Annotated in this window: 18 protein-coding genes, 1 tRNA gene and 1 other RNA gene; 11 read left to right on the plus strand and 9 right to left on the minus strand. The window is 43.6% G+C overall.

Going from position 1 to position 17,641, the window contains the following annotated elements; all coding sequences use genetic code 11:
• Window positions 1-70 precede the first annotated feature (70 nt).
• A complete protein-coding gene (locus tag FTU40_RS09105) occupies window positions 71-1,984 on the minus strand; it encodes a DNA primase (protein WP_005097734.1) in 1,914 nt (637 codons plus the stop codon).
• Between the two features lie 193 nt (window positions 1,985-2,177).
• Window positions 2,178-3,170, minus strand: a complete 993-nt coding sequence (locus FTU40_RS09110) for an outer membrane protein assembly factor BamD (protein WP_180040596.1) — start codon at window positions 3,168-3,170, stop codon at window positions 2,178-2,180.
• A 71-nt stretch (window positions 3,171-3,241) separates the two neighbouring features.
• Between FTU40_RS09110 and rluD the strand changes: the two genes are divergently transcribed.
• The 3 genes from rluD to FTU40_RS09125 are packed head-to-tail and all read left to right on the plus strand — an operon-like array spanning window position 3,242 to window position 5,673.
• A complete protein-coding gene (gene rluD, locus FTU40_RS09115) occupies window positions 3,242-4,294 on the plus strand; it encodes a 23S rRNA pseudouridine(1911/1915/1917) synthase RluD (protein ID WP_100534869.1) in 1,053 nt (350 codons plus the stop codon).
• Between the two features lie 37 nt (window positions 4,295-4,331).
• The gene (gene pgeF, locus FTU40_RS09120) at window positions 4,332-5,072 is read left to right on the plus strand and encodes a peptidoglycan editing factor PgeF (protein WP_180040598.1); all 741 of its coding nucleotides are present in this window, start codon (window positions 4,332-4,334) and stop codon (window positions 5,070-5,072) included.
• Between the two features lie 40 nt (window positions 5,073-5,112).
• The gene (locus tag FTU40_RS09125) at window positions 5,113-5,673 is read left to right on the plus strand and encodes a flavodoxin family protein (protein ID WP_005097730.1); all 561 of its coding nucleotides are present in this window, start codon (window positions 5,113-5,115) and stop codon (window positions 5,671-5,673) included.
• 56 nt (window positions 5,674-5,729) lie between these two features.
• On the opposite strand, the gene smpB is transcribed toward FTU40_RS09125, so the two are convergent.
• Window positions 5,730-6,209, minus strand: a complete 480-nt coding sequence (gene smpB, locus FTU40_RS09130; RefSeq protein ID WP_004280586.1) for an SsrA-binding protein SmpB — start codon at window positions 6,207-6,209, stop codon at window positions 5,730-5,732.
• A 139-nt stretch (window positions 6,210-6,348) separates the two neighbouring features.
• On the opposite strand from smpB, the gene coaD reads away from it, so the two are divergent.
• The 5 genes from coaD to FTU40_RS09155 all read left to right on the plus strand — a co-directional run bounded on the left by coaD (window position 6,349) and on the right by FTU40_RS09155 (window position 8,503).
• A complete protein-coding gene (gene coaD, locus FTU40_RS09135; RefSeq protein ID WP_004280585.1) occupies window positions 6,349-6,840 on the plus strand; it encodes a pantetheine-phosphate adenylyltransferase in 492 nt (163 codons plus the stop codon).
• Between the two features lies 1 nt (window position 6,841).
• Window positions 6,842-7,105 carry a YfhL family 4Fe-4S dicluster ferredoxin gene (locus FTU40_RS09140; protein WP_005097729.1) on the plus strand — a complete coding sequence of 88 codons (264 nt, stop codon included), beginning with the start codon at window positions 6,842-6,844 and terminating at the stop codon, window positions 7,103-7,105.
• Between the two features lie 26 nt (window positions 7,106-7,131).
• An RNA gene (gene rnpB, locus FTU40_RS09145) (RNase P RNA component class A) lies at window positions 7,132-7,509 on the plus strand.
• Window positions 7,510-7,581: 72 nt separating this feature from the next.
• Window positions 7,582-7,658: transfer RNA gene (locus FTU40_RS09150), tRNA-Met, on the plus strand.
• Window positions 7,659-7,780: 122 nt separating this feature from the next.
• Window positions 7,781-8,503 carry a hypothetical protein gene (locus FTU40_RS09155; RefSeq protein ID WP_159138243.1) on the plus strand — a complete coding sequence of 241 codons (723 nt, stop codon included), beginning with the start codon at window positions 7,781-7,783 and terminating at the stop codon, window positions 8,501-8,503.
• Here FTU40_RS09155 and FTU40_RS09160 read toward each other — a convergent pair.
• From FTU40_RS09160 to carA, 4 genes are all read right to left on the minus strand, one after another.
• The gene (locus FTU40_RS09160; RefSeq protein WP_005097726.1) at window positions 8,487-9,113 is read right to left on the minus strand and encodes a CatB-related O-acetyltransferase; all 627 of its coding nucleotides are present in this window, start codon (window positions 9,111-9,113) and stop codon (window positions 8,487-8,489) included. The genes FTU40_RS09155 and FTU40_RS09160 overlap by 17 nt on opposite strands.
• Window positions 9,114-9,688: 575 nt before the next feature.
• Window positions 9,689-10,165 (minus strand): transcription elongation factor GreA, encoded by a 477-nt coding sequence (greA, locus tag FTU40_RS09165; protein WP_005097724.1) that lies wholly within the window; start codon window positions 10,163-10,165, stop codon window positions 9,689-9,691.
• Window positions 10,166-10,257: 92 nt separating this feature from the next.
• Entirely contained in the window at window positions 10,258-13,488 is a 3,231-nt protein-coding gene (carB, locus tag FTU40_RS09170; protein WP_180040600.1) for a carbamoyl-phosphate synthase large subunit, read from the minus strand.
• Between the two features lie 13 nt (window positions 13,489-13,501).
• Window positions 13,502-14,641 (minus strand): glutamine-hydrolyzing carbamoyl-phosphate synthase small subunit, encoded by a 1,140-nt coding sequence (gene carA, locus FTU40_RS09175; RefSeq protein ID WP_005097721.1) that lies wholly within the window; start codon window positions 14,639-14,641, stop codon window positions 13,502-13,504.
• Window positions 14,642-14,949: 308 nt separating this feature from the next.
• Between carA and FTU40_RS09180 the strand changes: the two genes are divergently transcribed.
• Both FTU40_RS09180 and FTU40_RS09185 read left to right on the plus strand, forming a co-directional pair.
• Complete coding sequence (locus FTU40_RS09180; RefSeq protein WP_180040602.1) at window positions 14,950-15,438, plus strand: hypothetical protein; 489 nt, start codon at window positions 14,950-14,952, stop codon at window positions 15,436-15,438.
• Between the two features lie 101 nt (window positions 15,439-15,539).
• Window positions 15,540-15,764, plus strand: coding sequence for a hypothetical protein (locus FTU40_RS09185; RefSeq protein ID WP_180040604.1), 225 nt, complete (start codon window positions 15,540-15,542; stop codon window positions 15,762-15,764).
• A 155-nt stretch (window positions 15,765-15,919) separates the two neighbouring features.
• Here FTU40_RS09185 and FTU40_RS09190 read toward each other — a convergent pair whose 3' ends face one another.
• Window positions 15,920-16,459: a DOMON-like domain-containing protein gene (locus FTU40_RS09190; protein WP_005169863.1), complete on the minus strand. Its 540-nt coding sequence runs from the start codon at window positions 16,457-16,459 to the stop codon at window positions 15,920-15,922.
• An 11-nt stretch (window positions 16,460-16,470) separates the two neighbouring features.
• Window positions 16,471-16,794, minus strand: a complete 324-nt coding sequence (gene yhbY, locus FTU40_RS09195; RefSeq protein WP_005097716.1) for a ribosome assembly RNA-binding protein YhbY — start codon at window positions 16,792-16,794, stop codon at window positions 16,471-16,473.
• Window positions 16,795-16,989: 195 nt separating this feature from the next.
• Between yhbY and rlmE the strand changes: the two genes are divergently transcribed.
• Window positions 16,990-17,640: a 23S rRNA (uridine(2552)-2'-O)-methyltransferase RlmE gene (gene rlmE / locus FTU40_RS09200; protein ID WP_005097715.1), complete on the plus strand. Its 651-nt coding sequence runs from the start codon at window positions 16,990-16,992 to the stop codon at window positions 17,638-17,640.
• The last annotated feature ends 1 nt before the right edge of the window (window position 17,641 follow it).

The following is a 17,641-nucleotide window of genomic DNA, read 5'->3' on the forward strand; positions in this document are numbered from 1 at the left end:
ACAATAGCTATTTTGAAGAAAGGCGTTTAGAGATAAACGCCTTATTTTTATTTGAAGCGATTTAAAACTGTTAATCGTCCAATAAGGTCATGGAGCGTTTTTTATCAATTTCGTAAATCTGCATTTTCAGATTCTTCATTTCTGCAATGCTGCTAAATTTTTTCGATTTTATCTTGTTTTTCAGACACTGATATTGCAGCTTGGTCGAGAAGTCTGCCGCCAGTTTGTCGGCCTGTTCAGGCGAAGAGGTATAATCACTCACATTGGCATGTTGTAGAATATGCTGTAATTCATGATGATGTACTGCACAGGCACCCAAAACATAATAGATCGACAGTTCAGGATCATCCGGCAGGTCATCAAAAATCACATTCAGAATATTTAGGATTTTAAACAGCAGCTGATCTTCAGATACCAGCGCACGCAGTGGTTCAAAATGAATATACAAATAGGGATGATTCATCAAAATTGCAATCACATATTCTTCAGCATCAATTTTGGTGCTAAAACTTAAGGATGCATCGGTATTAACCTTGGGTTGCCATTTACGGTTAAAGCCCAGCTTTTCGCGGAAAAATTGCTGCAGCAAATAGCGGAATGAGCCATGTTTAGGCAATAATTCGGTCAGATTTTTCAGTTCACCCATGACCTGACTTTTACCTTCAGGGGTAGTGATGTCCTGATTTTGGGTCAGATGGGCAAACACGAAGTCCGACATCAGCGGCGCCTGATCCAGCAAGCGTCTAAAGTTTTCGATGCCTTCACGGCGGATCAAGGAGTCCGGGTCATGGTCAGCAGGCAAAACAAAGAATTTCAGCTCACGGCCATCACTGAGTAATGGCAGGGCAATGTCCAGCGTTCGGCGTGCGGCTTTTTGACCGGCAGCATCGCCATCAAAGGCAATGGTAATCCGGTTGTTCTGCTTAAACAGAATGTTCAGATGGTCGGTATTACTGGCAGTTCCCAGTGTCGCGACTGCGCCATGAATGCCGTATTGCTGCAATGCAATCACATCCATATAGCCTTCGACCATCAGCCATTCCTGGGCTTTCTGCTTTCTGCCTTCATACAGCCCATAAAGCAACTGGTTCTTATGGAAAACTTCAGAGTCTGGCGAGTTGATGTATTTGGGCTTGATCTCGTCATTGAGCGCACGGCCACCAAAGCCGACCACACGACCCTTGGTATCACGAATCGGGAAAATTACCCGCTCTCGCAGCAGGTCGAAATCACGGCCACTGTCGCTGGTACGAATTAGCCCCAGTAGTTTCAGGCCTTCGATATCCTGAGGAAAGGCTTTTTCCAGATGTTGCCAGTCTTCAGGTGCATAACCTAAGCGCCAATAGGCAATGGTTTCTGCAGTCAGGCCACGTTGCTTGAAATATTGCTGTGCACTGGAACTGTTGGGTAACTGGCGTTCATAGAACTGCGCAATATTTTCCAGCAGGTCGTATAAGTTGCCGTCTTGCTGAACTTCGGCCATCGGCATGTGTTCAAAAGCAGCAAAAGGGTCGCCGTAGAAATCCTGTTCGGAGGCCTGAAACTCTGCAAATGGATCAAAAGAAGCATCCGACACAGAATGTTCTTGTGCTGGACGTTGCGGAGCTTGCGTATTCTCAACTTTGGTCGCAGCGACTATTTTCGGTTTGGCGGCTTCCCGTTTGTATTTTAATTTATTGGAATCAGTATTGTCTTTTGGCAGTTCAATGCCGGTCTGACTGGACAGGTCTTTCATCACTTCGACGAAATTACGGCTACCAATGTCCATTAAAAAACGGATGGCGTTGCCATTGGCCTGACAGCCAAAACAGTGAAAATATTGTTTGTCACGATAGACGTGAAAAGAGGGCGATTTTTCCTGATGGAAAGGACAGCAGCCCGAATAGGTACGGCCAGTTTTTTTCAGTTTCACGAATTGACCAATCACATCGACAATATCGGTGCGATCGAGAATCTGATCAATCGTATGTTGAGGAATTGCCATAATCTGCTGAGCTTCTCGTGCTGCGTATCTAAGGTTTAAGTGATTGAATCAATAGGATTCAACTGATTCAGGTCAATTCTTTTTAACTTCCTTTGTATACCTTTTGCACGATTTGTTCAAGCCTGGCCGGGACAAAGCAAAAGGGCAAGTATGATACCTTGCCCTTAAAGAAAATGCACCTGCGACAGTCGGCTTATTCGGCAGTCGGTTCAGGTTGCTCTGCTTCGGTATTTTTAGGACGATCAAGCAAACCAAAAGATACACGATTGGTCAGGCTGCGCTTTTCAGTTTCTGGCGCATCCGACTCTGCATTGTTGTCAGTCACCGTCTTGGCTTCTTTACCAAAAATACCCAGTGTGGCACGGTTAAAGAAACTGCTTTCGCTACGTGCTGCACGCAAGTTGACCGTACCATCAGATTTCACCAGATTTGGATAATTCAGCTTTAACATATCAACATATTGCTGAGAGGTTGCTTTATCACCCAGTTGATCATAGCCATAGGCAATCGTTGCCAGTGCTTCTGGAATCTGAGGGGTTTGTGGATAATGTTCCACCACCCATTGTGCACGTTCAACCGCAGCCAGATAGGCTTTACGTTTTAAATTAAAGCGTGCCGCATTCATTTCATGCTCAGCCAGTTCCTGACCGATAAATTTCATGCGCTGCGCTGCATCGACCGCATAGGTGCTAGACGGATAGCGGCGAATGAAATCGACAAAATTCTGATAAGCCACTTTCAGATAGCTGACATCACGATGCGACTGTTTCAGCGAGGTATAACGCAGCAGACCATTATAGTTCTGCTCCATATTGGATACGCCGCGTACATAGTAAGCATAGTCGACATTTGGATGTTGTGGATTCAGACGGATAAAGCGCTCTGCCAGTGCCACTGCACCTTCATAATCTTTTTGCTGAAATTTTACATATAACAGTTCAAGCTGCGCTTGCGGAGCATACTGACTGGTCGGGAAATAGGTTTCCAGTGCTTCTAGCTGTTTTGCGGCATCGGTATATTGATTACGATCTAGCGCTTTCTGTGCTTTTTGAATATAAACTTGCTCGCTAGATTCAGGACCTTTATCCACGACTTCTTTTTTGGGATTACTGCTACAGCCTACCATTGCCGATGCAATGCCAATCGTGAGGGCAAGCATTGTCATTTTATAATGTGGTAGCGACATAAAAATTCCTCTGTTAATACGGGCAATGAGCTACAATTGCACTATTAAACCACTTTTGTCTGAATGAGCAAATGAGTCAAGCACAATCTTCCAATTCTAATATCCCTGATACTGATTTCAATTTACTTGAAGATTCTGAGGATGCAGATAACCATACTTCAGAAGCAACTGCAACACGTTTATCGTTGCAATTTCAACTGGATGAAACTTATATCGGGCAACGGATCGACCAGATTGCCGCGATGGTCTGGAGCGATTTTTCCCGAGAAAAATTAAAGCAATGGATCAAAGATGGCAATTTATTGGTGAATGGTCAGCCGGTCAAGCCGAAATTTAAAAGTGATGGTTTTGAAATCCTGACCTTAAATGTCGAGCTTGAAGCGCAAACGCGCAGCCTGCCGGAAGATATTCCACTGGACATCATCTATGAAGATGATGACATTATCGTCATTAACAAAGCTGTCGGCATGGTTGTGCATCCGGGCGCAGGCAATACATCGGGTACTTTGGTGAATGCTTTGTTACATCATTATCCAAAATCGGCTGAACTGGCACGTGCCGGTCTGGTACACCGTATTGATAAAGACACCAGTGGTCTGTTGGTCGTCGCGAAAAATCTGGAATCACAGTTCTCTCTTAGCAAACAGCTTGAGAAAAAATCAGTGTATCGTCTATATGATCTGGTGGTATATGGCAATATTATTGCTGGCGGTACCATTGATGAACCGATCAAACGCCATCCGGTGGATCGCGTGAAAATGACTGTGCTTCCGGGCGGTAAAGATGCAGTAACGCATTATAACGTCAAAGAGCGCTTCCAGCATTTCACCCGTGTTCAAGCCCGTCTTGAAACCGGACGTACCCACCAGATTCGTGTGCATTTTAGCTATATCGGCTTTGGCCTGATTGGTGATCAGGTGTATATGCCGCGTGTACGTATGCCGGCAGGTGCATCACAATTATTAGATGATACTTTACGTGGCTTTAAACGTCAGGCCTTGCATGCAGCAAAACTTGGTCTGACCCATCCGCGTAGCAAAGAAGAAATGACCTTTGAAGCGCCGTGGCCGGAAGATTTTGCCAATCTGATTGAAGTGCTGCGCACCGAAAACAAAGCCTATTAATTTTTTTATTTAGCTTGCGTCAAAGCAAGGAATCGAGATGCAATTTGTACCAGGACTTCCACAAGGTGTGTATGTGGGTCAGACCCGCGTTCATCATGCGAAAGTACAGCCATCCACGCAGCCTGAGCTTGCAGGTTTTAATCTGGCCTTGCATGTGCAGGATGATGCGCAGCGGGTACAACAGCATCGTATGGCTTTATTGCAAGATTTCGCTGCCTTTGGCGTAGATAAAATTACCTGGATGACACAGACCCATAGCACCATCTGTCATAGCATTAATGAACAGATAACTTTTGAGGCATTGGTCGGCGATGGTCTGGTGACGCAGCGCAAAGCGCATGCTTTGATGATGATGACCGCAGACTGTTTGCCGGTGGTGTTAGGTAATGCCGATGGTACGGAAGTTGCCAATTTGCATGCCGGTTGGCGTGGTCTGGCCGGTGGTATTGTCGAAAATACCATTGCCGCCATGCAGACTCCGCCGACCTGGGCCTGGCTTGGTGCGGCGATCAGTCAGCCCTGTTTTGAAATTGGTACAGAGGTAAAAGTGGCTTTTTGCAGTAAATATCCTGAACTGGACAGTGCATTTCAGGGTGGTGAACAGCTAGGTAAATATTATGCCGACCTGTATGCGATTGCACGCTATATCTTGCAGCAACATGGGATACATACCGTATTGGGCGGGGATCAATGTTCTTATCGTCAAGCAGATGAATATTTTTCTTATCGCCGTGAGCCTAAAACGGGTCGTATGGCGACATTCGTGTTTATGGCATGAAAATGTTAAACTTAACTGAATTTTTTGGCTTTTGAGCATTATGTCCCTATCTTCCAAATCTGTTGCGATTGTTTATCACAGTCCTTATGGACACACGGCTAAAGTGGCAAATTTTATTGCTGATGGTGCACGGGAAACTGGTGTTCAGGTGCATATGATGAATGTCGAACATATTGATTGGGATGTGCTAGATGCCGCAGATGCGATTGTCTTTGGTTGTCCGACCTATATGGGAAGCCTGACCTCTGCCATGAAGCTGTTTATGGAGCAGTCATCCAAGCGCTGGCTGGCGCGTAGCTGGCAGGGCAAACTGGCAGCAGCTTTTACCAATGGTGGCGGACTTAGTGGCGACAAACTGGCAGTGTTGCAGCAAATCAACCTGTTTGCGATGCAGCATGGTATGTTGTGGAGCGGTTTGCCCTTGATGCCGACAGGTCGTGCCGTGACTGATCTGAATCGTATGTCGAGCTTTTTGGGGCTGATGACCCAGTCGGACAATGCACCGGTAGAAGTCACCCCACCTGAAGGGGATTTAAAAACCGCGCTCTGGTTTGGCGAATATATTGCTTTGACACTGGCGCGCTTAAATCATCCAGCTTAGTCAGTGATAAAAAAACCTCCACATGCTGGAGGTTTTTATATTCAAGTATTGATCCATTATTTATGGAAAATTCGCGCTTTATCACGTTGCCAGTCACGGTCTTTTTCAGTGGCACGTTTGTCATGGAGCTGCTTACCTTTGACCAGTGCAATTTCCAGCTTGGCATGCGGGCCTTTCCAGTAACAGGCCAGTGGCACGCAGGAATAACCTTTCTGGTTAATCGCGCCCATCAGCTTTTCAATTTCACGGCGATTCAACAACAGTTTTCGGGTACGGGTCGCTTCAGGCACCACGTGTGTTGAAGCACTCAGCAAAGGCTGAACTTGCGCACCAAACAGGAAAGCTTCACCATTTTTAAAGGTAATATAGCTTTCTACAATGGTCATACGACCGGCACGCATTGATTTGACTTCCCAGCCCTTTAATGACAGCCCCGCTTCAAATTTCTCTTCAATAAAATAATCGTGGCGGGCACGTTTATTCAGTGCAATGGTACCGCCATTATTTTTTTTTACTACAATAGATGCTTTCGCCATAATCTGATACTTCCAAACGTGCTGCTATTGTACCGCAACTAGAAATAAGGTGAAGTTTTTTAAATTAATGAGGATTATTCACCAAAAAAACAAGTTTTTGCTAAAATAAGATTCTACATAACAAACAGAGTACAAATGGATGTCTAAAACTCGTGTGATTTATCCGGGGACTTTTGATCCAATTACCAATGGACATATTGATTTGGTAACCCGCGCAGCGCGAATGTTTGATGAGGTCGTTGTGGCGATTGCCATCGGTCATCATAAAAATCCGGTATTTAGTCTGGAAGAGCGTGTCGCATTGGCAAAAGAGTCATTGAGTCATTTGGACAATGTTGAATTTGTAGGTTTTGACGGTTTGCTGGTCAATTTTTTCCGTGAGCAAAAGGCGACTGCTGTATTGCGTGGTTTGCGTGCAGTGTCTGATTTTGAGTACGAATTTCAGCTGGCCAATATGAACCGTCAGCTGGACTCCCACTTTGAAGCGGTATTTTTAACCCCTTCAGAGCAATATTCTTTTATTTCATCCACTTTGGTGCGTGAAATTGCTCGATTAAGAGGTGATGTGACCAAGTTTGTACCACCAAACGTGGTTGCGGCCTTCGAGCGTAAACTTCAACAAGGTTGGTAGCGTGTCTTTATATATCACCGATGAATGTATTAATTGTGATGTCTGTGAACCTGTATGCCCGAATGAGGCCATTTATATGGGTGAACTCATTTATGAGATTCATCCAGATTTATGTACAGAGTGCGTCGGACATCATGATCAACCGCAATGTCAGCTGTTCTGTCCGGTGGATTGTATTCCACTGGATCCGAACCATGCGGAAACGCAGGAGCAGCTGCAAGCCAAGTATGAAAAACTGACTGCTCAAAAAACATCAAGCAATTAGTCTCGATATTTGGTACTATGCCGCTCGAAGTGAGCCAGACGATCGCTGCTGTGGAGATCTCCGTGATTGAAGCAGGGGAGGAAAGTCCGGGCTTCATAGGGCAAGGTGCCAGGTAACGCCTGGGCGGTGTAAACCGACGGCAAGTGCAGCAGAGAGAAGACCGCCTTCATTATGTTTTCGAGCAATCGGAATCGGAGGTAAGGGTGAAAGGGTGCGGTAAGAGCGCACCGCATGGCTGGTAACAGTTCATGGCGAGGTAAACCCCACCGGAAGCAAGACCAAATAGGAATCCATTAGGCATGGCCCATGCTGGATTCGGGTAGGTCGCTTGAGCGCATGAGTGATTGTGCGCCTAGAGGAATGATCGTTCACGACAGAACCCGGCTTATCGGCTCACTTCAACAAATTTTGATCAAACAGTGCATTATGGGGTTGACGCTCTTTAAAGAAAATCTCATAATGCGCGCACAGTTTAAGGCTATGTAGCTCAGTTGGTTAGAGCACCGCACTCATAATGCGGGGGTCACAAGTTCAAGTCTCGTCATAGCCACCATATTCTGAAAAAACCCACTCCGATTGAGTGGGGTTTTTTATGTCTGATATTTGATGATGATGTTGGTGGAAAATCTGAAAAGCACTACAATAGTTAAAATAAAACAAATAACAAGAATATGTATGATGATTAAAAATTTAATACTATCAACTCTGATTTTCTTTATTGCTTTACCTGTTTTTGCTGCAGATTCAATTAAGTCACTTCCTTTTAAAGAAAAAAATATTTCCAAAGCAGAAATAAGATCAATTTGTCAAAAAGTAAAATTTAGTTGTGATGAGAGTGATGCAAAACTTTGGGTAGTTAAAATTGCTGAAGCTGAAAAATATTATTTAATTGATGAAAATTTACAAATTATTCAGCTTTCAAAAAATCTTGGAAAATATCAAATCATTGATTATTGGGATCTAACCACGTATCAACAGGTTTATGCGCTTAAAGAGGATAAGAGTGGTATAGAATTTATATATCCTGCCTTATACCCACTCAATCGGCATAGTTATGCTATTGCCTTAATTCATGGCTGGGTTTCAAATGATGCAGGTGAACAGAATGCACAGTTTATTCAATTACTTCCAAAAGGAAAGACAAAACTGGTCTTCGAGCATTTACCTTTTTACGAATACCAGAATCGACTTTCCTGCTACAAAGATATGAAAGATAAAAAGAATAATTATTGTGATGATCAGAAGGAGACCGTACTTAAGATCAGCTATAGAGATGTAGGATTGGCTTATTATGAATGGCGTTTAAGTTATTTGAATATAAACTGGCTTAAAAATAATAAAATCGACGAATATAAACAGCGGAGTTTGGTGTTAATCCCTTTTATTCAAGCGCAGTAAAGGCATGTAGCAGTGATCTAACATCATCTGTTTGCAACTGCTCACGCATTTTTAAAAACTGCTTTTCATCTAAGTCATAGAGCTTAAGAGAAAGCAGTTTTTCTATATCTGCTTTAGGAAAACGATATTTAATAATTTTGGCAGGCACGCCACCGACCACTGCGTATGATGGAACGTCTTTGGTGACCACGGCACCTGTTGCCACCACAGCACCTTCGCCAAGCGTTACACCTTGCATAATCATGGCACGTGAGCCAATCCAGCAACCATCGCCAATGAATGTATCGCCAGCAGGCACAAAACTGCGTGTATCGAAGGGAAAGGCTGAAATCCAGTCGGTACGGTGTAATTGATTACCACCCATCATAATCACGCATTCTGCGCCAAAACAGACAAAATTGCCGATATAGAGCTGATCAATGGGTTTATCTGGGGTAGAGGGCTTGTCATGTAGATAACGCACCACGCAACGCTCAAAACCCTGATCCCAATAAGCAGAATAGTAAGAATAGTTTCCCTTAATATGAATATTTGGATTCTTCACCGTTTTTGAGATGAATTCGAACTCACACCAGTGTTTGACAGGGGAATTAATTAACTTTTCAGACATGCGTATATGGCGTTTAGAAGGTGGGGGGATTATATCAAACAAAAGTCCCCCTTTGAAAAAGTGGGATTTTGGGGGGATTCTTAAATAAGGCCTCTCCTTTGTCGAGTAGTGTTCTTCCTTTCCTAAAAGGAAAGGCAATTTTATTGTGAGTTTTGATTTGTAATGATGGCTTTGTATCCCTGTGGAATAACATCCTCAGAATATGTACTGAGTGTACAAGGGGGTGAGGAATATGATTGAAATTATGAAAAATTTTATCTGAACAAATTCCAAAAGATACTAAAAATACGAGCAATACAATTGGGAAAATGAAAGCCCAGAATTGCGCAGCTGAGTGTCGTGGTTGAAATAATGACGACAGAACTGGTATGCGTGTCGATGAAGTATGACCAGTTGATCGCGATGGCAACACCAAGGATCAAACCGCCAAGTGCATAGTAAAAAGCGTGTATGAAGCGATCATCCATTTTTTGTTATCTATTTTATTATTTGCTCATAAATTAAAGCTAAATCAATAGTTTTGCAATAAAAAACCCCTCAATTGAGGGGCTTTAATTGTTGTAAATATCTAAAGCTTAGATATATTCAACTTTCACAATTTCGTATTCAACTTCACCATTTGGTGTCGTAATTTTCACATCATCGCCTTCGTTTTTACCTAAAAGACCACGTGCAATTGGTGAGTTCACAGAGATCTTGTTGATCTTAAAGTCTGCTTCGTCATCGCCTACAATCTTGTAAGTTTTTTGCTCTTCAGTATCCAGGTTTTCAATTGTCACTGTTACACCAAAAACCACACGACCTGATTGCTCAAGTTCTTTGACATCAATGACCTGGCAAGCGCCCAGTTTCCCTTCGATGTCCTGAATACGGCCTTCACAGAAGCCTTGCTGTTCACGCGCTGCATGATATTCTGCATTTTCTTTTAAGTCGCCGTGTTCACGTGCTTCTGCAATCGAAGCCGTGATACGAGGACGGTCAACGGTTTTCAGTTGATGTAATTCTTTCTCTAAGGCAATTTTGCCTTCAGGAGTCATAGGATAACGTTGCATGTTGTCCCTCAAAAGTCAGTTGAAAGATATAAAATCTATAAATAAAAAAAAGCCCGCCACCAAGAAGGTAGCGGGACTTCTTGGAAACTTAATTAACCTTTAGTTAGGTCTTGCAAGCGATATACATCCATTGGCAATTTGATTGCTAAAGCTTGGCATACAGCATCAGCACCGTTCAAGGTGGTCGTGTAATACACTTTACCTTGTAGCGCAGAGCGACGGATCGAGAACGAATCCTGCTGAGCCTGTTTACCTTCAGATGTATTGATAATGAGGTGAATTTCGCCATTTTTCAAGCGGTCCACAATATTAGGACGGCCTTCAGTTACTTTATTCACACGTTCACATGCAATACTCGCTTCAGTAATCACGCTGTATGTGCCACCCGTTGCAAGCAACTTGAAGCCATAGTCTACCAGTTGCTGAGCGATACGCGCGACATGCGGCTTATCTGAATCACGAACAGACAGGAATGCATGTTTTACTTCGCCTTCAGTTGGTTTACCTGGTAAGCGATCGTTCGAGCCTAATACAGCTTTATAGAACGCTTCACCAAATGATTTACCAACACCCATGACTTCGCCAGTCGATTTCATCTCAGGGCCAAGGATTGGGTCAACACCCGGGAATTTGTTGAATGGGAACACCGCTTCTTTTACAGAGAAGTGCTGAGGAATAATCTCTTTAGTGAATCCTTGAGATTCTAGAGATTGACCTGCCATACAACGTGCAGCAACTTTTGCTAAAGACTCACCGATACATTTAGAAACGAACGGTACAGTACGTGATGCACGTGGGTTCACTTCCAGAATGTAAACGTCAGTGCCTTTTACTGCAAACTGAACGTTCATCAAACCGATTACACCCAGTTCTTTTGCCATTGCAACAGTTTGACGGCGCATTTCGTCCTGTACTTCTTGAGAAAGCGAGTAAGGAGGAATCGAACATGCTGAGTCACCAGAGTGGATACCCGCTTGTTCAATGTGCTGCATGATACCGCCAATCACAACGTCTTTGCCGTCAGATACGCAGTCCACGTCAACTTCGATCGCGTCATCAAGGAAGCGGTCAAGAAGAACCGGTGCTTCGTTTGATGCTTGAACTGCATCACGTAAGTAGCGTTTCAATTCGTCATCGTTATACACGATTTCCATGGCACGACCGCCAAGAACGTATGATGGACGTACCACAAGCGGGTAGCCAACTTTTGCTGCTTCAGCCATACCTTCTTCAGCAGATTTTACAATGCTGTTGTTCGGTTGACGAAGTTGTAGACGTTGAATCATTTGCTGGAAGCGTTCACGGTCTTCTGCACGGTCAATCGCGTCTGGAGATGTACCGATAATTGGCGCACCGGCTTCTTCCAAAGCACGAGCCAATTTCAAAGGTGTTTGACCACCGTACTGCACGATAATGCCTTTAGGCTTCTCGATACGTACGATTTCAAGCACATCTTCCAATGTGATTGGTTCGAAGTACAAACGGTCTGATGTGTCGTAATCTGTAGAAACCGTTTCAGGATTACAGTTGACCATGATGGTTTCATAACCATCTTCACGCATTGCAAGCGCTGCGTGTACACAGCAGTAATCGAACTCGATACCTTGACCAATACGGTTAGGCCCGCCACCAATCACCATGATCTTGTCACGCGTTGATGGATTTGCTTCACATTCTTCATCGTAAGTTGAGTACATGTATGCTGTATCAGATTCGAATTCTGCAGCACATGTATCGACACGTTTGTAAACAGGGGTTACGCCCAGGTTCCAACGGTGTTTACGGAATTGTTTTTGTGAAATGCCCATCAAGTCTGCAATACGAAGATCCGATAAACCTTTACGTTTGAAGCTGCGGATGTTGTCCGCGTTCAAATCACCAAAACCTAAAGATTTAATCTGTTCTTCAGTTTTAATGATGTCTTCGATTTGAATCAGGAACCAAGGGTCGATATTGGTTGCAGCAAATACTTCATCAAGTGTAAAGCCGTGACGGAATGCATCACCAATGAACCAGATGCGCTCAGGACCTGGCACTTTAAGTTCTTGAAGAATTTTATCTTTCGCACCTTCAGCACCGATTTCGATTTTTTCATCGAAGCCAGAAGCACCGACTTCAAGACCACGAAGCGCTTTTTGCATAGACTCCTGGAAGTTACGGCCAATGGCCATGACTTCACCGACAGATTTCATCTGAGTCGTCAAAGTTGCATCTGCTTGCGGGAATTTCTCGAAGTTGAAGCGAGGAATTTTCGTTACAACGTAGTCAATCGCAGGTTCGAATGAAGCCGGTGTTGTACCGCCCGTGATGTCATTTTTCAACTCATCAAGGGTATAACCTACAGCCAGTTTCGCCGCGATTTTCGCAATCGGGAAACCCGTTGCTTTAGATGCAAGGGCAGAAGAACGAGAAACACGTGGGTTCATCTCGATCACAACGATACGACCGTCTTTCGGGTTGATACCGAACTGAACGTTTGAACCGCCTGTTTCTACGCCAATTTCACGAAGTACAGCTAAAGATGCATTACGAAGTAACTGGAATTCTTTATCTGTCAGCGTTTGTGCAGGCGCAACAGTGATGGAGTCACCGGTGTGCACGCCCATTGGATCAAAGTTTTCAATGGTACAGACGATGATACAGTTGTCATTTTTGTCACGAACAACTTCCATCTCGTATTCTTTCCAGCCAATTAAAGATTCATCAATCAATAACTGTTTGGTCGGAGAAAGATCGAAACCGCGTTCACAGATTTCAATGAACTCTTCACGGTTATATGCAATACCACCACCTGAGCCACCCATCGTGAATGATGGACGGATAATCACGGGGAAGCCGAAGCGTGCTTGAATAGTTAAAGCTTCTTCCATTGACTCGGCAATATCTGCTTTTGGACATTCAAGACCAATTTTACGCATTGCCTGGTCGAAGAGTTTGCGGTCTTCAGCTTTTTCAATCGCTTCTTTGGTCGCGCCGATCAATTCAACATTATATTTTTCTAGAATGCCGTGCTCATCAAGGGCAAGGGCACAGTTCAATGCAGTTTGACCGCCCATGGTGGGAAGAACTGCGTCTGGGCGTTCTTTCTCAATAATTTGTGCAACAGTTTGCCAGGTAATCGGTTCGATATACGTTGCGTCTGCCATTGCAGGGTCGGTCATGATGGTCGCCGGATTCGAGTTGACCAAAATAACGCGGTAGCCCTCTTCACGAAGGGCTTTACATGCTTGAGCACCTGAGTAGTCAAACTCACATGCCTGACCGATGACAATCGGACCCGCACCAATAATTAAGATGCTTTTAATGTCAGTACGTTTAGCCATGATGCTTCCTTAATTACTTCTTAGATGCTTCGATAAGTTCGATGAAATGATCGAACAATGGTGCGCAGTCATGTGGGCCAGGGCTTGCTTCAGGGTGACCCTGGAAGCTGAACGCAGGCTTGTCTGTGCGATGAATACCTTGGTTAGTACCATCAAACAGTGAGCGATGCGTTACACGCAATACATCCGGCAGGTTGCTTTCATCAACTGCGAAGCCGTGGTTTTGAGAAGTAATCATCACTGTACCATTTTCAAGGTTTTGCACAGGATGGTTGGCACCGTGGTGACCGTGAGGCATTTTTAGTGTTTTGGCGCCACTTGCAAGTGCAAGGATCTGGTGACCCAGACAGATACCAAATACTGGAATTTCAGTGGTTTCTACAATTGTTTTTACAGCTTCAATTGCGTAGTCACATGCAGCTGGATCGCCAGGGCCGTTCGACAGGAACACGCCATCTGGATTCAGAGCAAGTACGTCAGCAGCAGGAGTTTGCGCAGGCACCACAGTCAGTTTACAACCGCGGTCTGCGAGCATACGTAAGATGTTGGTTTTGACACCGTAATCGTATGCAACAACATGGAATTTAAGTTCAGGTTGAGAGAAACCTTTGCCTAATGCCCAAGAGCCTTCAGTCCACTCAAAGCCCTCAGGATCGCAACATTCTTTTGCCAGGTCTAAACCGTTTAAACCGCTAAAGGCACGTGCTTTTTCAAGCGCTTCTGCTTCAGTGATATTTTCGCCAGCAAGGATACAGCCATTTTGCGCACCTTTGTCACGTAGGATACGTGTCAATTTACGCGTGTCGATATCCGCAATTGCCACAACATTGTGTTGTACCAAATATTCAGCTAATGATTGGGTTGAACGGAAGTTACTGTGCAATAAAGGCAGGTCACGAATGATCAATCCGTTGGCCCAAACTTTATGAATACGACCTGATTCAGCGTCTTCTTCATTGCAGCCTGTGTTACCGATATGCGGGTAAGTCAGTGTCACAAGTTGCTGTGCATAACTCGGGTCAGTCAAAATTTCTTGATAGCCAGTCATGGCAGTGTTGAAAACGACTTCACCAGTCGTACTACCCGATGCGCCAATCGAAGTACCTTTAAAGATAGTTCCGTCGGCAAGGGCTAAAATTGCTGGGGTGCTCAAACCAAAGCTCCTGAAATTTAGGCTGTAAAAAAGCGAGAAGACGAAAAAAAAGGAAGGCTAATTTTTAAACCTACCCTCCTATGTCTGCTCGCTTGAACTTAACACGGCATTATACGCAGAATGATGCTTGAAGTCCAATGGCTTTGCAGCGAAAGTATAAGATAAATGCCTTGCTTTTTGAGTGGAAGTCTGTTTTGTAAACAGGATGAAAAAATGTAAGCAATTAATAATTGTCAGACAAATCAAATCTTAAATTTTATCAAGTCTACTAATATAGCTCAGTCAATATAACAATAGGAACAAGACAAATGACTACAGCATCAAAATCTACCCAATCCCAAAAAGCCAGCCCGAGCGTCGTGGCAGAAACTGCCGAGAAGCTTGAAAAAGTAGCAGTAGAGGCGAAAGATCAAGTATTTGAAAGCATCGAAGAAAGTAAAGAAAAGCTTGAAGTTGAAGCCAAGCAATTGACCGATACCGTACAGGAACAATTGCGCCAATTTAAGCAGGAGGTGTTGCAGCGAATTGACACTTTAAAGGAGCAGATCTTCGGTTCACAAAAAGAATTAACTGAATTGAAGAGCTTTATCAAAACAGAATTCAATGCAGTGATCGAAGACTTGTCCAGTCTGGGCAAGGAACTGAAAGAGGATGTCAGTCAGATTTCGACCAAACATAAAGAGCATTTGACCGATACCTTAAAACGTTCTAAAGACAGCACCATTGAAGTGCTGAAAAAAGTCAAGCCGGTAGTGAAAGCAGAAAGTTCAGACAAAAAGCCTGAGCTGAAAAGTTAAGCTGCGTTGAAAGGCTGCTCTTTAAAAGGAGAACAATCACATGTTCTCCTTTGTCTTTATGTAGCAAAACGGACTCACAATAATAATCAGAAGGGGTTACGATGCCACGGCATTATTTGGTAGGTGTGCTTGTTTTATTGATATTGATTATGCTGCTTAATCTGGAAAGCGGCTTGGGGCGCATACTTTATCTGGGTGTGATCGTATTATGTTTGGGCGTACTGGGGCCGGTTTTGGGGACTGTTCTGCTCATGGTACTCACTTTTACTTTTATTCTTTATGCTGCAGTGAAAGCCATTCGGAGCCAGCATCAGTTACCTCATTAAAATGCTACTCTAAGATGTTCAAAAACAAGAAAATGCAAAATAACCATACACAGCTAACTACTTTGTCTAGAGACAAACAAAAACGTGAGACTTCAAGTCTCACGTTTTATCAGTCTTTTACAGATTCAGACAGAGGATATACAGGTTTGACTGATCTAAAATACATGCAACCAGTCACGTTTATTATGAAAATCTGCCTGAGGACTACTATGCTGCATCGCGTAGTACTGGTCACCTTGCGAGGTTTTTAAAACAGCAGATAAACCCAGGAACAAGTTTTCCCATTTGAGTTTATGTGTTGCCATAAAATCGGTCAGATCCACACTGACATTGAGACCATAATGGGTACGTTTGAGCTGATTCAGCTCAATATCATCTGCAGCTTGTGGTGGCATATCTTCAGGATAGCGGTATTCTTCAAATTGATAAGCCTGCCAGGCCTGAGAAGGGGAGAGATTAATCTCACGATAAAAATCTTCACCCTGAACCCCAATAAAAATTTCAAAGCAGGTCTGTTCCCACAAGAAATCCTGACGGGGATGTGCAGCTACCATGTCTGGCCACAGGATGTAATGATTGGGATCGCGGATCCAGAAGCCCACATTTAAACTACATGGACCTTGCTGTTCAATGGCAGCAACCAGAGAGATGGCCTGAAAACGGCGATCAAATGCGCTAAGTTCGTAACTTGCCATAAGTCCTGTACTTAGTTAGACAAATGAGCGAAACGAACAAGATTGGACAATTTTTGGTTCTGTTTTGCCGCTTTCTTATAAAGAAGTGCAATTTTACCAATAGTTTGAACCACTTCAGCACCAGTCGCTTCTGAAATTTCAGCAATCAGCGCTGCACGCGCTTCACGATCTTCAGCGACAATTTTAACTTTAATCAGTTCGTGATCGTTTAAAGCACGCGCTAATTCTTCGATGACATTTTCCGTCAGACCTTTGTCACCTAGCATCACGACTGGGTTAAGTGTATGTCCGATTTGACGTAAACGCTTACGTTCCTGAATAGATAAAGCCGCCATGAGAGATAACCTGAATTTTAAAACGGCTTAGTATAGCAAAAGCAAAAAATAAACGCTGTAAATTATCAGGAAATAATCATATTCAATCTGTCCACGGAGAGAGCAAAAGCCTTAGATTTAGATACACATGTATACTGCAAAATAAGTCTTTTTCACGTACAATTAATAATGAGACATTTTTTTATTTAGAGAGTTATGGCTACACGCATTACCAACCAAAAGTTATCTAAAAGTAGTCGTGATTGGATGAGAGAGCATTTAGACGATCCTTATGTGAAAAAGGCACAAAAGGAAGGCTATCGTGCGCGTGCAGCATATAAGCTCTTAGAAATGCAAGAAAAGTATAAAATCATTAAACCTGGTATGACTGTGGTCGACCTGGGCGCAGCGCCAGGCAGCTGGTCACAGATTGCCGGTAAACTTGTTGGCGATAAGGGTTTATTGATTGCATCTGATATTTTACCAATGGATGCTTTACCAGATGTCACTTTTCTGCAAGGTGACTTCCGTGAAGAAGAAGTTTTCCAAAAACTGCTAGAAATTTTAGATGGTCGTACTGTAGACGTTGTAATTTCAGATATGGCCCCCAATACATCAGGTAATAAGGCTGTAGATCAACCGCGTCAGATTTACTTGTGTGAACTTGCACTGGATTTTGCCAATAAGGTGCTAGGCCCCAAAGGTCAATTTGTGGTAAAAGTTTTCCAAGGCTCAGGTTTTGATGAATTCCGTAAGCAAGTGGTTGATAGTTTTGATATTCTGAAAACATCTAAACCCTTGGCATCACGTGCTCGCTCTAAAGAAGTTTTCCTGATCGGGCAGGGACGCAAGAAGGCTTTAAAATAAG

This window comes from Acinetobacter sp. YH12100 (genome assembly GCF_013419135.1).
GTDB classification, from domain to species: domain Bacteria; phylum Pseudomonadota; class Gammaproteobacteria; order Pseudomonadales; family Moraxellaceae; genus Acinetobacter; species Acinetobacter pseudolwoffii.

What these genes read in the sequence shown, in the direction of transcription:
- FTU40_RS09105 (WP_005097734.1), bottom strand. Translation starts at nt 1,984, where the DNA reads ATGGCAATTCCTCAACATACGATTGATCAGATTCTCGATCGCACCGAT.
- FTU40_RS09110 (WP_180040596.1), bottom strand. Translation starts at nt 3,170, where the DNA reads ATGTCGCTACCACATTATAAAATGACAATGCTTGCCCTCACGATTGGC.
- rluD (WP_100534869.1), top strand. Translation starts at nt 3,242, where the DNA reads ATGAGTCAAGCACAATCTTCCAATTCTAATATCCCTGATACTGATTTC.
- pgeF (WP_180040598.1), top strand. Translation starts at nt 4,332, where the DNA reads ATGCAATTTGTACCAGGACTTCCACAAGGTGTGTATGTGGGTCAGACC.
- FTU40_RS09125 (WP_005097730.1), top strand. Translation starts at nt 5,113, where the DNA reads ATGTCCCTATCTTCCAAATCTGTTGCGATTGTTTATCACAGTCCTTAT.
- smpB (WP_004280586.1), bottom strand. Translation starts at nt 6,209, where the DNA reads ATGGCGAAAGCATCTATTGTAGTAAAAAAAAATAATGGCGGTACCATT.
- coaD (WP_004280585.1), top strand. Translation starts at nt 6,349, where the DNA reads ATGTCTAAAACTCGTGTGATTTATCCGGGGACTTTTGATCCAATTACC.
- FTU40_RS09155 (WP_159138243.1), top strand. Translation starts at nt 7,781, where the DNA reads ATGATGATTAAAAATTTAATACTATCAACTCTGATTTTCTTTATTGCT.
- FTU40_RS09160 (WP_005097726.1), bottom strand. Translation starts at nt 9,113, where the DNA reads ATGTCTGAAAAGTTAATTAATTCCCCTGTCAAACACTGGTGTGAGTTC.
- greA (WP_005097724.1), bottom strand. Translation starts at nt 10,165, where the DNA reads ATGCAACGTTATCCTATGACTCCTGAAGGCAAAATTGCCTTAGAGAAA.
- carB (WP_180040600.1), bottom strand. Translation starts at nt 13,488, where the DNA reads ATGGCTAAACGTACTGACATTAAAAGCATCTTAATTATTGGTGCGGGT.
- FTU40_RS09180 (WP_180040602.1), top strand. Translation starts at nt 14,950, where the DNA reads ATGACTACAGCATCAAAATCTACCCAATCCCAAAAAGCCAGCCCGAGC.
- FTU40_RS09185 (WP_180040604.1), top strand. Translation starts at nt 15,540, where the DNA reads ATGCCACGGCATTATTTGGTAGGTGTGCTTGTTTTATTGATATTGATT.
- FTU40_RS09190 (WP_005169863.1), bottom strand. Translation starts at nt 16,459, where the DNA reads ATGGCAAGTTACGAACTTAGCGCATTTGATCGCCGTTTTCAGGCCATC.
- yhbY (WP_005097716.1), bottom strand. Translation starts at nt 16,794, where the DNA reads ATGGCGGCTTTATCTATTCAGGAACGTAAGCGTTTACGTCAAATCGGA.
- rlmE (WP_005097715.1), top strand. Translation starts at nt 16,990, where the DNA reads ATGGCTACACGCATTACCAACCAAAAGTTATCTAAAAGTAGTCGTGAT.